Origin of the sequence: Streptomyces sp. NPDC005784 (genome assembly GCF_042871525.1) — a bacterium.
Classification (GTDB): Bacteria; Actinomycetota; Actinomycetes; order Streptomycetales; family Streptomycetaceae; genus Streptomyces.
Genome location: NZ_JBIAIQ010000081.1, coordinates 1 through 13,145, shown reverse-complemented (window position 1 = coordinate 13,145; position 13,145 = coordinate 1). Strand labels below are relative to the sequence as shown.

Below are 13,145 nucleotides of genomic sequence, written 5' to 3'. Positions count from 1 at the left end.
ACTACCCCGCTTACACGATGGGCCGGGCCGCCGAACTCCTCGGCACCACCCAGGGCTTCCTCCGCGCCCTCGGCGAAGCCCGCCTGATCACCCCGTTGCGCTCCGCGGGCGGCCACCGCCGCTACTCCCGCTACCAGCTGCGCATCGCCGCCCGCGCCCGGGAACTCGTCGACCAGGGCATGCCGATCGAAGCCGCCTGCCGCATCGTCGTCCTCGAAGACCAGCTCGAAGAAGCCCAGCGCATCAACGCCGGACACCGCCGCGCCACCGAAGCAACGAAGCCGACAGAGCGCCCGTGAGGGCGCCGGCAGGGACTGGTCTGCTGCTTGGCCGGCCCGGACGGCAGCCTGCCGTTCGTAGAGTTGCTGCGGCAGGAAGGCCGGTGTCCGCCGGTCGCTGCGGGTGCAACTGGACTTGACCGGGCACTGGCCGCAGTCCTCCTTTTCGTTCTTCAACCGCCTGCTGGTCACCTGACACAACGCCGTACCGCAGCTGGGTTCCTGCTTCACCGCGCTGCGTGGGCACAGGTTCGGCAGCAGCGGTCGGCCGGCGCACCTTCGTCCGGTGCTCCAGGGTGCTCAGTCGGTCGCTGGACCGGCCGGCTGGGCAGTGCGGCGCTGGGCACGGATCGCTTCCTCGAGGGCGATGCGGATACCAAGGTTGAGTTCGCCGCAGGACACCCAGGCGGTGAGGAGTCCGGCGATGCGGAGCAGCGTGACGCCGGTGCGCTGGGAGACTTCCGTCAGCACGGTCCGCGCCTGGTCGGCGGGCAGGCGTCCGAGTGCCATCACAATGCCCACTGCCTGCTCTCTCACCGTGTTCGCGCCGGGGTTTCGCGACGTGCCCGGTCGCTCTGGCAGCGCCCCCGCCTCATGTGCGGTGGCCGCGGTGCGCGGGATCGTCGTGGTGGTCGACTGCTCGGAGTCCGGGTCACCCTTTCGGTCGTGGCCGGAAGCCAACAGCTCCCACATCCGACTCGCCTCCTCGTTGATCTGGGCCGATAGCCGGGCTCCTGCCGCACGCGGAGCGGATCGCCGCCCGAGCATGGCAAGATCGGGCTGCCAGGGTTCGCCGTGTGGGGATCTGCATGGCCGGAGGAAATCGCGGCAGGCGGGGTGATCCCTGCTCGGCGTGCGCCTCCGGTCCGAAGCACTGATTCGCGTATGCCCCGCCGTCACGTCAGCAAACATCGCCCACCAAAGGGCCCACAGCGTCTCTGGGCTCCCCTGGCGGGCTCGGGATCCAAAGCCAAGCTCGTTCAACACGCTGAACTGACAGAGAAGTTGCTCGTGCTTCGTCAGGGGCGGCAATCGGCCGGTTCGGGGCCCTTCGACTCTCAGTGGCAGGCCAGGGCCGCCCTCGCCTGATAAGCGTTGATCCGCAGCATCAGCAGCGGCCAGGACGTCCAGGGTCGCCAGGACGACCACTACGACCAGGAGTACAAGGGCCACGGAGGCGGGCGTGGGGTAGCGCCACAGGACGAGGGCCAGGGCACCGGCCGCGATGACGACGCCCGTGGTCAGGGGCCTGTGCATGCGCAGCCACTGTCCGACGGCACCTGGCTTCAGTCCCGTCCGGGCGAGGGCGTGTCCGGCGGTCCGGGTGCTTCGGGCTGCTGCTGTGCGCACGGCGGTGGCACCGCGGCCGTGTCCGTACAGATACCCGGCGATCACGGTGAGCAGTGCGGTGAGGAGCACGGTGAGAATGGTTTGCCGGAGAAACCTCACCAGGGTGTCGTAGAGGGCTGCTGCTGCGTCCTGCGACTGGGCTGCCGGAGGCACCGCGTCCAGACAGATCTGGCGGATCACGGCGAGTGCGATGAGCAGCACGCACATCATGGCGCCGATACCGATGCCTGTGGCCATCAGCGCAATCCGGTGTGAGGGTGCCGCCCAGATGCCCAGTCCGGCGAGCACAATCACCGCCCAGGGCAACCACGGGGCGACGGCGCTGAGCCAGCGGGCAGCATCACGGGCCTCACTCAGATGGTCGTTGTGCACCAGCACGATCGACTTGTCTGCCCCGGGAATGTCTTCCGCCCCGACAAGGGTCACGCCGATCAGCTGCTTCTGAAGCTCCTCGATGACAGCGCCGACGTTCAGCGTGATGGTGTCGCCCTTGACCTCGAGCGCTCCGCCTGCCTCCCCGGTGAGGACGTTCGTCGCGGCGGTGTGCGCGCCGCGGTGGATGCTGTCCCACGCCTTGGCAAATGCATCGCTCGTCACCACTCTGGCGACCGTGTAGCGCACGCCGGCCCTCAGCCCGCCCTTGAGCTCTTCATCCAACGACCTGGCCGCGTCGACGAGGAAACGGGGCGCATTCTGGTCGGCCAGAGTGTCGGCGAGTGTTTCGGTGATCTTGCGAGCATCAATCTTGTGGACCAGACCATCAGTGGCGCGCTCGATGATCAGGTCCTGGACAGCGGGGTCTCTGACGAGGGGTGAGACGGTCTGCTCATACCGATCTATGTCGGTGACCTCGGAATTTGCCCAGGTGCCGACAACGCTGATGGGCGCCATGAGAACAGCCAGCAGAATGAGCAGGGACGCTCCGCAAAGGCGCAGGCGACGGCTTCGCATCCCGAGACGGCGCTGCAGCCGCTCGTCCTCCGCTCGTTCGGCATGGCCCGAAGGGCGGTACAGCTTGTGCCTGCCATGCTCTGGCGGGCCGGGGGCGGCAGACGAGTCCACGGCGAACTCCCTCCGCGCGCAGTCCTCGGCGCAACACGGCGGTATGCGCCCTGAGGGGCGGATGCCGCAGGACCGGCCAGCCCCTGTACCTCCATATTCCATATTCGTTCATCGACGACAAGCACGCAGCCTGCTCAGGAGCTCCCCGTGCGTTCGTCCCCTGGTCATGGCCCAGTTGCCGAACGCTGCCCATCTGCTTCCCGAAGATCGGGGCGGGCGGTCTAGAGCCGGCCCGCGCAATCACCTGCCGAAAATCCCGTCACCCGCCGCGGCGTCTGCTGCCGACAGGCAGGAACAGTCACAACCGTTCACGCTCCGCTCCCTCAGATCACCCGTCCCAGGAGGGGCAGAACGCCCCGGGCAGACGTCGGTCGCAAGTTCACAGGAACATCCGGAGATGGCCGTCTGTCGTCGCGGATCTCCCAGCGGACTCGCAGGCGCTGGAACCAGCGCAGGCGGGCCAAGGCGCGCTCCACGACCCAGCGTTCCCTACAGCACGGAGCGACAAAGGCACTACAGGAGGTTTACGACGCCGAGGACCGCGCCCAGGCCAAGAAGGCGATCGAGGCCTTCGCCCGCACCTACGGGACGCGGTGGCAGACCTCGCGAAGATCATCGAAGACCGAGACGAGGCCGGCGTTCTACGCCTTCCCTGGCGCGGTACAGCTCGTCGCCGTGGGGATCGGAGCGCTCAGGTTCCGGCCCTCGCCGCCCCACACCAGCGTCCGGCGCCCGGTCGAGCCGGGGGCACCGGGCAGGACAGCGACGGCCGGACACGGCCCGGAGGCACTGGCTTGGTCGCCCCCGACTGAAAAGCCCAGGCCGGGGCACTCGATGTGGACGGCACCAATGGGCGCCGCTCCCCCGAGGGAAAGAGAAACCCGTGTACATCGGCCTGGGTACCGTCGTTCTCATCATCGTCATCATCGCTGTCGTCATGCTGCTGCGCCGCCGCTGACCCACGCTCGGCACCTGTAAGCGATCTCAAACGACACCCGCCGGACCTCTGCCATGCTGGTGGAGTTGAGCGTGGTCTCGGGGGTCGCGGTCACTCAAGTCGCGGCCCGGTATGCGGTGTCGAGGCATTCGGTGCACTCCTGGGTGCGCAAGTACGAGCAGTCGGGTCTTGCGGGGGCTGGGGCGTCGTCGGCGTCGGTTTCGGTTGCGCAACCACCCCTCTGCTCGAGGACCGGCTCGCCGAGTACATCAAGACCGCATGGCAGCAAGAGCAGTCCGCGCGGTGCATCCCTCTGCCGACAGCCTGACAGGACCAGGAAACCTCAGCGGCGGTCGACACTCTGCGCGCCTGGGCACGGGTCCCACTACGGCCGACTCCGCCGTGGTAGCGCCGGTGGTGGCCGTCACCCGCGTCCACGATGCGGCAGCGGCATCCCTCGACGGCAGGGCAGGGGTGCGCATAGAGCGTTGGCAACCTCAGCGGGGGCACTCGCTCACCACCACGAGGTTGTCAGAACGCCGAGGAACACCATGAGCGCTCCCCTACGAAGCTCCATCGAGGGTCCGCGGCGGCAGAAAATCCTCGACATCTATCTCGATCATCTGGCGGGTGCGACGGCCCGTGCCTGGCTGGTGCACCGCACGCATGGTCCAGGAGCACGGCGATGCGCCCTACGGACAGGAATTGCGGCCCTGGAGACGGATATCTTGATGACCGGCGAGCCCTGGTGCGGCTGATGACAGACCTGCATATGCGCCGGCGGGGCAAAGCCCGCTCAGCGGCCTGTCGCACCCGGGATCGTTCCCGAGCACGGCAATTTGACCAAGTTCGCAACGTTTGAGTATCCGCGTGCCGTGAAGTTCGGAGAACGGGGTACACGGCCACCATGATCGCCTCTCAAGTCCTCGCGGCCGACGGCTCGTCGTCGCTCTTCCTGATCGTCGCCGGTGTAGTGGTGGCTGCCCTTCTGATCGGCGCGTTCTGGTACGGCAGCCGACGCGCAGCACACCGAAAGAATCCCGGCGCCAGGCCGGCAGCGCCAAATCCACAGACGGCACCCCGTCAGGATTCCTGGCAGACACCTGACGACGACACCGACGGGCAGCCCCGGCATTGACCCGACCCCCACCGTCATGCCTGGCACTCAGGCACCACGGCCCTGCGCTGATTGAGGCCGTTGATTCCACCGCGTGGCAATGCTTGTACAGGTTCTGGCCGAAACTGTAATCGCGTCCGCCGCGCAAACCCGGTGACCAGCGCTTTCAACAGGCTCTAACCCTTGATGCCGAGCGCCGTTCCGTACAGCCGGCCCACCTTCCAGCGTACGAGCACGCGGCGTTCAGCGACTAGCACACCCTGCACACCAGGTTCCGCCGTCACCTGCGACGGTACCCACGCAGCAGCCTGACGCCATTTACGACGGATCGGGACCCCACCGGTCCGGCCCGACGCCGTGCCAGTCGATGATCGGAGACTCAATCACCTCGGCCGGCTCCATTTCCAGCCCCACCCGACGCAGAAACTCCACCAGGTCCCGCACCGAGTACGCCAGCCCGAGGATCTCCCCATCCACCCGGACCCGCCGGCCCCCGGTCGGGGACGGCGGAGAGACGACCACACGAAGCCCAGGCATGAGCTCATGATCAGCCAACCTCCCGGCCGCCGCATCTCACCCGCCGTGATCGCCGCGGTGGCCGCGCTGGCGGCCGGGGCGGCCCTCCCTTGATCGCCGACACGATGGTCCCCGAAGCGTTTGACGACGCCCATCCGGCCAACCGCTTGCGACACACCGACACTCGCCCCCGCGCCGAGAACGATCAACACCTGGCGCGCCGACGCACTAGACGTGGACCAAGTCTCCGATCAGCGCCGCCAGAGCGCTTTCCCCTTCCGTCCCTAGCATCGTCCACCCTCAGGGCCAGCACTTCGTGCTCCAACGAGCGCGACAGCATGAGGCTTCGAGTCCCCTCCGGCCACAACGGATCGTCCATCCGTGCGAATACCCGGCGCAGGATGCGCAAGGCTCTGTTCCCTGCCCCGACCCGCGCCCCCCGGCGCTGTCCGCTCCCTGAAGATGGGGCGGCTCCCCCAGCACACGTGGCCGAACCGGGGGAACCTACAGCCGGCCAGTCCCTTAAAGGTGAAGGCCACCTGCCCGGCCTGCGCCCTGAGTGCCCGATCTCCACAAGCGAAAACAGCAGGGCCTGAAAAACTCCTGGCCTACCAGCGATATGCAAACCGGGTGTGCACCGACGCCCGGGGATACCCGCCGCTCATGAAACGGATGGCGGATGTCCGCCGAGCAGATCGGCGGCTGACACAGCGGGTGGCCGGCCGTATCCCGCCCAGCATCGGCCGGCTGCTGTCCGCGGTGGAGGAGACAGCAGCCGGCCGGTGCTGGGCGGTGCAGCGGCCGTCATGGCGGCGTTCGGCGGGCGGCGCGGGCGCAGATCAGCCGTGCTGGGGCTTGTGCCCCAGAAGGCGACGAAGACGTTGCCGCGCCGGGACGACGCGCCTTCACGTTCGCTCCGTGTTGGGAAACACGTACTCGTCGAGGACCAGGCCGACGGCGACGGCCGCCGGGATGGCGACGAGGGCGCCGATGATGCCGAGGAGCGCCCCGCCGATTAGCACCGCGAGGACGGTGACCAGCGGGTGGACGTCGACCGCGAACTTCATGGCCCTCGGCACGATGAGGTAGTCCTCGGCGACCCGGAAGAGGACGTAGAAGACCGCGGTCGCGATCGCGATGGGCAGGGACACGGACAGCGCGACGAGGCTGACGACGACACCGGCCAGAGTGGAGCCGACGATCGGGATCAGGTCCATCAGGGCGGTGAAGATGCCCAGGGCGGCGGCGTAGGGGACGCCGGTGCCCGCGCACCAGGCGAAGGTCGCCATGCCGGCGATACCCGAGGTGACGAGGTTGCCGAGCATGAACTTCCCTATCCGGTTCATGATCTCTTCGGCCACGCCCTCGACGCGTTCGCGCCGGCTCGCGGCCACGAAGCGGTAGCAGAACTGTTTGATGGCCGGCAGGGCCGCCATGCAGTACAGGGTCACCGTGATCACGATCGCCGTGGACGTGAGGGTGCTCAGGACCATCTGGCCTGCACCCAGGACTCCCCCCGCCAGGCCGGTCGCTCCGTCTCCCGAGCCGATCTGCTGCTTGGCCTTCTCGACCAGGTGGTAGCGGTCCTCCAGACGGCCGATCGCCGACTGATGGTCGTGGACCTGCTGCAACCAGCCGGGCACCGCGTCGACCACTGCGGAGACCTCCTTGGTCACCGGCGGAATGACCAGAGCCAGGAACCCGCCGAGTACCACGACGAACCCCGTCAGCACGATCGCGACGGCCCAGCCGCGCCGCAGACCCCGGCGCGTGAACCACACGACGAGTGGTTCCAGACTGATGGCGATGAACACGGCCAGCAGCAGCAAGGTCAGCATCGAGCTGACCCGCAGAACGGTCTGAACGGCGAGCCACGCCAGACTCGCGCCCAGGCCCAGAGCGAACCCCACCGTCACCCACGACCGTCTGCGACCGCCGCGGGGATCTCGACGCGGCGGCTCCAGGGGCGCCTTCCGAGACGCCTCTACGGCGTCCGCCGGGCCGGGGCTGGAGCCGTGTACGCCGGTCCTTTCCACCGCGCCGTGCTCCTGCCGAACGGACTCGGGCCCGGGCCCGGACTGCGCAGACATCGCGACGCCTCTCCTCGACTGCCTCGAACGGGCGTGGGGCGCATCACTCGGGAATCCTGAGCGCCTCCCGCCCTGTGCCGTCGCCCACGAGCAGTTCGTCCGAGACGCGTTGCGGCACAGATCCGGGTACCCAGGGACTGCGCTCGTACCGCGTCCGTGCCCCGCCCAGCGCGTCGTGAGCCGACCGGGACGCGCAAATGGTGAACGCTTGGCCGACATCCGATCTCTTGAGGCGGGAGCCGAACACCGTGACCGATCTGGATCCCTTCACCGACCTGCTCGACTACCCCATGTACGTCGTGACCGCGGAAGCCGACGGGGAGAGGGCCGCCTGCCTGGTCGGATTCGCATCGCAATGCTCCATCCAGCCCGCCCGGTTCATGGTCTGGCTGTCCAGAGCCAACCGGACATACCGGGTGGCCGAGCACGCCGAACGGCTCGCGGTCCATCTGCTCCGCCGCGACCAGCACCGGCTGGCCCGGCTCTTCGGCGGCGAGACCGGCGACCGTACGGACAAGTTCACCGACGCCCCGTGGCACCCGGGACCGGGCGGATCACTGATCCTCGACGAAGCCCCCGCCTGGTTCGTCGGCCGCGTGGAGAACCGGATCGACGGCGGCGACCACGTCGGTTTCCTGCTCGCTCCGGAGGCGGCGGAGAATCTCGCGGACAGCCGCACCCCTCTGCTGACACTGAACGACACCCATGACATCACCCCGGGCCACCCGGCGAACTGAGCAACGCCTCTTCCCGGGCTAGCGCAGTCGCCTGGGCTGTATCACCGCTCCCAGACCCACCACCGCTCCCGTCGCGGCGGCCGACACAAGCCCGCGGTGTCGCCGCAAGTGCCGCCTGGGCCGAGCGGGGGTGGAACGTCTCGTCGAAGGAGCCGTGTGCTCCGTAGTCGTGTTCCGGGGCTTCGTCCGCGGGGTGCCAGAGGTTGGCCGTGCGGGTGCCGGATTCGCTGTCGTCGGTCTGTTGCGACGCGTAGCCGGTGCGCGCGAGGTAGCGGTCCGGCAGGGCGGGGGCCGGTTTGTTCGCGAGGATCGTCGCGGCGGTGGACGCGCCTACGTAGTACTGCTTGCGGTGCGGATGGTCCGCTGCGTTGACGACGGCCCTGGCGGCCACCTCCGGCTGGTAGATGGGAGGTACGGGCTGGGGTGCTTCGGTAGCCCCCGGGCGGACGCTGCCTCCCTGGGGGTCGAGGGTTCCGTCGAAGAAGAGGCCCTCGATGCGCGTGTGGTCGTGGAACCACTCCAGATGGCGCAGGTTGGGAATCGCGGCAGCCGCGTGCGCGTGCACATGCGGGGCGCAGTGTGCGGAGAGTTCCAGTCCGGCGGCTTCCGCGAGGGCTGCCGCGCGCAGCCAGACGGTGATTCCGCCGCAGCGGGTGGCGTCGGCCTGGAGGCAGTCCACGGATCCGGCGCCGAGCATGCGCCCGAAGTAGGCGAGGGTGTAGCCGTATTCGCCCGCGGTCACCTCGGGTGCGACGGATGCCCGGACCTGCGCCAGCCCGGCCAGGTCGTCCGAGGAGACGGGTTCCTCGAACCATGTCACGCCGAACTCGTCGAGGTGGCGGGCCACGCGGATCGCCTGCTTGCGGCCGTACGCGCCATTTGCGTCGACGTAGAGCTCCGCCGCGTCACCGATGCTGCGCCGCGCCTGCGCGATCCGCTCGCGGTCCCGCTGCTCGGCGCTCCCCCAGGACTCCCCGATCTTGATCTTCACCCGGGGGATGCCTTGTTCCTCGACCCAGCCGCATAGTTGGCGACCCAGCTGGTGCTGGTCGTACGTCGTGAAGCCGCCGCTGCCGTACACGGGCACGTGGCTGCGGCTTCCGCCGAGCAGCCGCACCAGAGGCAGGTCGAGGAGGCGGACCTTCAGGTCCCGAAGGGCGATGTCGACGGCCGGGACGGCGCGGTGATCAGACCGGGCCGGCCGGCGTTGCGGACCGCCCTGTTCATCGCCTCGCTGACGGCGGGGACGTCCCAGACGCACCGGCTGGTCACGACGTCGGCGAGTTGCCGCTCGATGACGTGGGCGGACGCCGCCGCGCAGTAGGTGTATCCGAGTCCGGTGGCGCCGCCGCTGACCCGGACCACGATCATGGTGGTCGAGTCCCAGGCCGGCGTACCGTCGCCCTCCGGCGTATCGGTGGGGCCGGGGTACACGGCGGTCTTGATCCGGTCCACGAGCGGCTCGCCGTCGGCGGCGGTGCGCGGGGTCATCACTCCTCCGGCTTGTCCTGGCGCTGCTTGCCGCCGGGGAGCATTTCCTGCACCTTCGCCTTCAGCTGACCGGCCACAAGGTGCGCCCCCTGCCTGTCATCGACGGGCACGACCTCGTGAGCACGGTCGCCCTCGCGGACGCAGCCCGCGCCCTCCCGGCCGGGGCTGGGCACCAGCGATGGAAGGATCGTTGGAGCAGAACAGTGGGTCTTGGGCGAAGGATCGAACCTGGATGCGCGGGCGTCGTATGAACCAGGCTCTGCATCCTGCTCGGTCCTGCGGAGCTGATGCCCGCCCGGCCGGAAGCCGACGTCAGTCACGGCGTCGTCTCTGTTCTGGCCTCTTCCTGGGAGCCTCCTCCTCGTCGTTCGACCCCTCCTCGTCCTCGCTCGCCCCTTCCTCACCCTCCGCCCCCTCCTCGTCCTCGTATGCGTCCTCCGCCGCTTCTTCGCCCTCGTCCTCGTAGGCCGAGTCGGCGCCTTCCTCCGTATCGCCTTCGCCTTCACCCTCGGGCTCTTCACCCTCGGATTCCTCCTGCTGAGCCTCTTCCTCTTCCACGGCGTCCTCGTGGGATACGACAACTTCTCCGTCACGGATCTCACCGCGCCAGCCCTCGGGCTCTTCGTTGGTGAGGGTCACGTATCGCTGGAAGTTCTTGAAGTCCAGCCGCAGGCGGCGCCCTTGCGCCCGCCAGAGGTTGCCCGTCTTCTCGAAGAACCCCGACGGGTAGTACTCCACCACCAGCACGATCCGGGTCAGGGTGGGCGCCAACTCGTGGAAGCTGACCGCGCCTCGAGTGCTCCCCTTGGCTCCCTTCGAGGTCCACACGATCCGGTCATCAGGAATCTGTTCCTGGACGGTCGCTTTGAAGCTGCGTGACGAAGGGCCGACTTTGACCTTCCAGTCACTCCCTGTCTCATCGCTCTTCGAAACGTCGCGAACGCCCTTCGCGAAGCTGCTGAACTTGTCGTACTGCGTCCAGTAGTCGTAGGTGTCCCGGAGCGGCACTCCGACATCGAGAACCTCGATGATGTTCATGACCTTGCCGCCGCTGGCCTTTCGCTTCCCTTTGCCGCCCCCGAAAGCGCTCTTCGCCTTCTCCACGACGTTGTCCTTGACGCCCTTGGCCTTCTCCGACACGAACGCCTTCAGCGGTGAGTCGCCCTGGAGGATGCGGGACCCGATGGCGGGAAGCGAGCCACCGTTATCTGCCGCATCGGTGAGCTGTCCGGCGACGTCCGTCAGTTTGTCGCCGGCTTTCTCGGCAAGGTTCTCCACCTGCGCGGACACGAACTTGGACAGCTCTTCGCGAAGGCGGTCCACACCCAACGTCTCCTCCGCCGGTTCGTCCTTTTCCGTCTTGGTCATCGCCGCCTACCTCCGACGATCGGCGCGCTTGGATGCTGTCCGCTTGGAAGACGCCGTCTTCTTGGCCGCGGACTTCTTGGCCGGAGCAGTCTTCTTCGCGGCGGCCTTCTTGCCGGGCGCCGCCTTCTTCGCCGGTGCAGTCTTCTTGGCCGCCCGAGGCTTCTCCCTGCCGGCGGGAGCAGCCTTCTCGCGTGCCGCTGGCGTCCCGCGGGACTGATCCGATCGCGAACGGCGACGCCTCCGCGGCTTCGCTTCGGGTTCGTCTTCCGGTTCCTCTTCCTGGTACTCGCCTTCCGGCTCTTCCTCTTCCTCGGGCTGATATTCGGCCTGGTCCTCCTCGTACTCGGCCTCAGGCTCTTCTTCCTCAGGCTCTTCTTCCTCAGGCTCTTCTTCCTCAGGCTCTTCTTCTTCCTCGTACTCCGCGTCCTCGCCCTCGTCCTCCGGCGCGTGACCCTCCTCGTCCTCCTCCTGATCCGCCTTCTCCAGGAGTCGGGACGTGCGGTCGCTGAGGGTGTCGGCCAGCGTGCTCATGCCCCGGTCGGCGGCGGCGCTCATGGCCTTGCGGCCCGCCTCCAGCACTTCCCCGCGCAACTGCTCCTGCAACTCGGCGACCTGCGGAATCTCCCCCAGCCTGCGCATTCCCTCGGCGGCGAGCTGGCGAGGTTCCAGACCGAATCGCCGGCCAGCCAGATAGGTCGCAATGGACAGGGCCATCCGGCCCTTCTTGGTGCGGCCCAGCACATAGCCACCCACTACCGCAGCCGCGAGAACCGCCTTTTCCTTGTCATCCATGATCTCGTCACCTTCGATCACTCGGGGCGCGAAACAGGCCCGTGCGACATACAGCCGATCGAGCAGCCGCTCCCCTTCTCGTTCGAACTCCTCCAGGCCGATCTCTCGGTCTTTCAAGTCCCGGGTTCAGCAGAGCCAGATGGGCCTACAGCACTCCCGGGTCGTGCAGCCGCGTCCGTTCGTTCGGGACATATCGCCGCACTGGGCAGTGACCGTTTCGAGACGGACTCGACCCCGATCAGCACAAAGAGGTCCGCTCGCAGGCAATACGCATGCCGCACCACTGCGTGGATGTTCGACGGAACGCCGTTTGCCCGGGGCGCAGTTGGGCCTCCCCAGTCAGCCGGCGCTCTGATGCGCCGACAACTCGCTGGCGATGGCGTCCTCTTGCTGCTCGTACTGGGCGAGTGCAAGGCCAAGACCGAAGAAGGTGGGGGCCCATTCGCCGACGTAGATTCCCCAGCGGTCGGCCCGGGCGATGTCGATGCCGGGCTCTATCTTCAAGGAGCCTGCCCAGGCGACGACGGTGAGGCCTATGGATGCCATGGCGGCCAGGTACGCATGTTCGCTGCGGATACCCATGTCATGCATCTTCTTGATGATCACGATGCGCTCCGTTCGCTAGTCCTTTGACGGACTACCCGGACCGCCTAGCCCTATTCACGCGATTAGCCACAAAATGTCCACTTGCGGCTAGTTCGCGGGCCGGCACACGGCGAGCTCGTCGCGACGCCCTCAGAACTCGATGACCGGCAGTTCGACCCACCTCGTCCAAGCCCACCGGGTGCACCCATGCTCAGCGAGCGGTCCGGACGCCGCAGGCTGGGAGCGGGCTGCCGGAAGGCGCACCAATCGGGCCTTCCGTCCGGTCGAGTGTCGGCGGTCCACCCGACTCGGCGAGCTCCAACACCGAAGGGCTGCCCGCCTCATGCGCGCACGTCTTCACGCCAACACCTCCGACTTCTCAGTCCGGGCGGGGACTCTGCAGGCCGACAGTGTCAGCACGCAGCGCCCGGATGCCGGACCGGCTCCGGCGAAAGGGCCCGCCCTCTCGGAGGCGGGCCCTTTCACCGGAGCCGGACCGTGCTTCAGCGCTTGCCGTGCTTGCCGTGCTTGCCGCGCATGGAGTCCTTGGCGTCGTCCAGGGCTTCCTTCGCCTCGCCCTCCGCCTGGTCCATCTTCCCCTCGGCTTTCATCCGGTCGTTGCCGGTGGCCTTACCGACCGTTTCCTTCATCTTGCCCTTGGCCTTGTCCATGCCGCCCTTGCCAGCCATACCCTGCTCCTTGCCTAGGAAAATCAGTGACAGTGACAAACTAGAACGGAAATACGCCTATCGCTCGGCAGGCGTTGCACTCACGGCCGACTGCGCGGATCCGCTCCAACCGTCTTATGGCGGCGGGTCCGGG

The 13,145-nt window shown here is 67.8% G+C and carries 10 protein-coding genes and 3 pseudogenes; 5 read left to right on the top strand and 8 right to left on the bottom strand.

What is annotated here, in order from left to right; translation table 11 throughout:
- Window positions 1–299: MerR family transcriptional regulator (locus ACFYR3_RS44950; RefSeq protein WP_389288157.1), on the top strand; the 299-nt coding region annotated here is incomplete at its 5' end.
- 279 nt (window positions 300–578) lie between these two features.
- Here ACFYR3_RS44950 and ACFYR3_RS44945 read toward each other — a convergent pair.
- Window positions 579–2,690: an ANTAR domain-containing protein gene (locus ACFYR3_RS44945; RefSeq protein WP_389288155.1), complete on the bottom strand. Its 2,112-nt coding sequence runs from the start codon at window positions 2,688–2,690 to the stop codon at window positions 579–581.
- Between the two features lie 1,011 nt (window positions 2,691–3,701).
- Here ACFYR3_RS44945 and ACFYR3_RS44940 point away from each other — a divergent pair.
- Together ACFYR3_RS44940 and ACFYR3_RS44935 are read left to right on the top strand one after the other, a co-directional pair.
- Window positions 3,702–3,824, top strand: a pseudogene (locus ACFYR3_RS44940) (transposase); the annotation flags it as partial.
- Window positions 3,825–4,534: 710 nt separating this feature from the next.
- On the top strand, window positions 4,535–4,765 hold the full coding sequence (locus ACFYR3_RS44935; RefSeq protein ID WP_355857780.1) for a DUF6479 family protein: 231 nt from the start codon (window positions 4,535–4,537) through the stop codon (window positions 4,763–4,765).
- Between the two features lie 297 nt (window positions 4,766–5,062).
- Here the strand turns inward: ACFYR3_RS44935 and ACFYR3_RS44930 are convergent, their stop codons facing one another.
- Together ACFYR3_RS44930 and ACFYR3_RS44925 are read right to left on the bottom strand one after the other, a co-directional pair.
- Window positions 5,063–5,281, bottom strand: a complete 219-nt coding sequence (locus ACFYR3_RS44930; protein ID WP_261709725.1) for a hypothetical protein — start codon at window positions 5,279–5,281, stop codon at window positions 5,063–5,065.
- An 884-nt stretch (window positions 5,282–6,165) separates the two neighbouring features.
- A complete protein-coding gene (locus tag ACFYR3_RS44925) occupies window positions 6,166–7,176 on the bottom strand; it encodes an AI-2E family transporter (RefSeq protein ID WP_355857783.1) in 1,011 nt (336 codons plus the stop codon).
- Between the two features lie 422 nt (window positions 7,177–7,598).
- On the opposite strand from ACFYR3_RS44925, the gene ACFYR3_RS44920 reads away from it, so the two are divergent.
- Complete coding sequence (locus tag ACFYR3_RS44920; RefSeq protein ID WP_355857786.1) at window positions 7,599–8,087, top strand: flavin reductase family protein; 489 nt, start codon at window positions 7,599–7,601, stop codon at window positions 8,085–8,087.
- Window positions 8,088–8,508: 421 nt separating this feature from the next.
- On the opposite strand, the pseudogene ACFYR3_RS44915 reads toward ACFYR3_RS44920, so the two are convergent.
- Window positions 8,509–9,578: pseudogene (locus ACFYR3_RS44915) on the bottom strand (enolase C-terminal domain-like protein); the annotation flags it as partial.
- Between the two features lie 65 nt (window positions 9,579–9,643).
- Here ACFYR3_RS44915 and ACFYR3_RS44910 point away from each other — a divergent pair.
- Window positions 9,644–9,829, top strand: a pseudogene (locus ACFYR3_RS44910) (hypothetical protein); the annotation flags it as partial.
- 61 nt (window positions 9,830–9,890) lie between these two features.
- Here the strand turns inward: ACFYR3_RS44910 and ACFYR3_RS44905 are convergent.
- From ACFYR3_RS44905 to ACFYR3_RS44890, 4 genes are all read right to left on the bottom strand, one after another.
- Entirely contained in the window at window positions 9,891–10,946 is a 1,056-nt protein-coding gene (locus ACFYR3_RS44905) for an SRPBCC family protein (protein ID WP_389288153.1), read from the bottom strand.
- Between the two features lie 6 nt (window positions 10,947–10,952).
- Window positions 10,953–11,738 carry a histone protein gene (locus tag ACFYR3_RS44900; RefSeq protein ID WP_389288159.1) on the bottom strand — a complete coding sequence of 262 codons (786 nt, stop codon included), beginning with the start codon at window positions 11,736–11,738 and terminating at the stop codon, window positions 10,953–10,955.
- Between the two features lie 339 nt (window positions 11,739–12,077).
- Window positions 12,078–12,344, bottom strand: coding sequence for a hypothetical protein (locus ACFYR3_RS44895; protein ID WP_355857797.1), 267 nt, complete (start codon window positions 12,342–12,344; stop codon window positions 12,078–12,080).
- A 482-nt stretch (window positions 12,345–12,826) separates the two neighbouring features.
- Entirely contained in the window at window positions 12,827–13,012 is a 186-nt protein-coding gene (locus ACFYR3_RS44890; RefSeq protein ID WP_389093598.1) for a CsbD family protein, read from the bottom strand.
- Window positions 13,013–13,145: the final 133 nt, after the last annotated feature.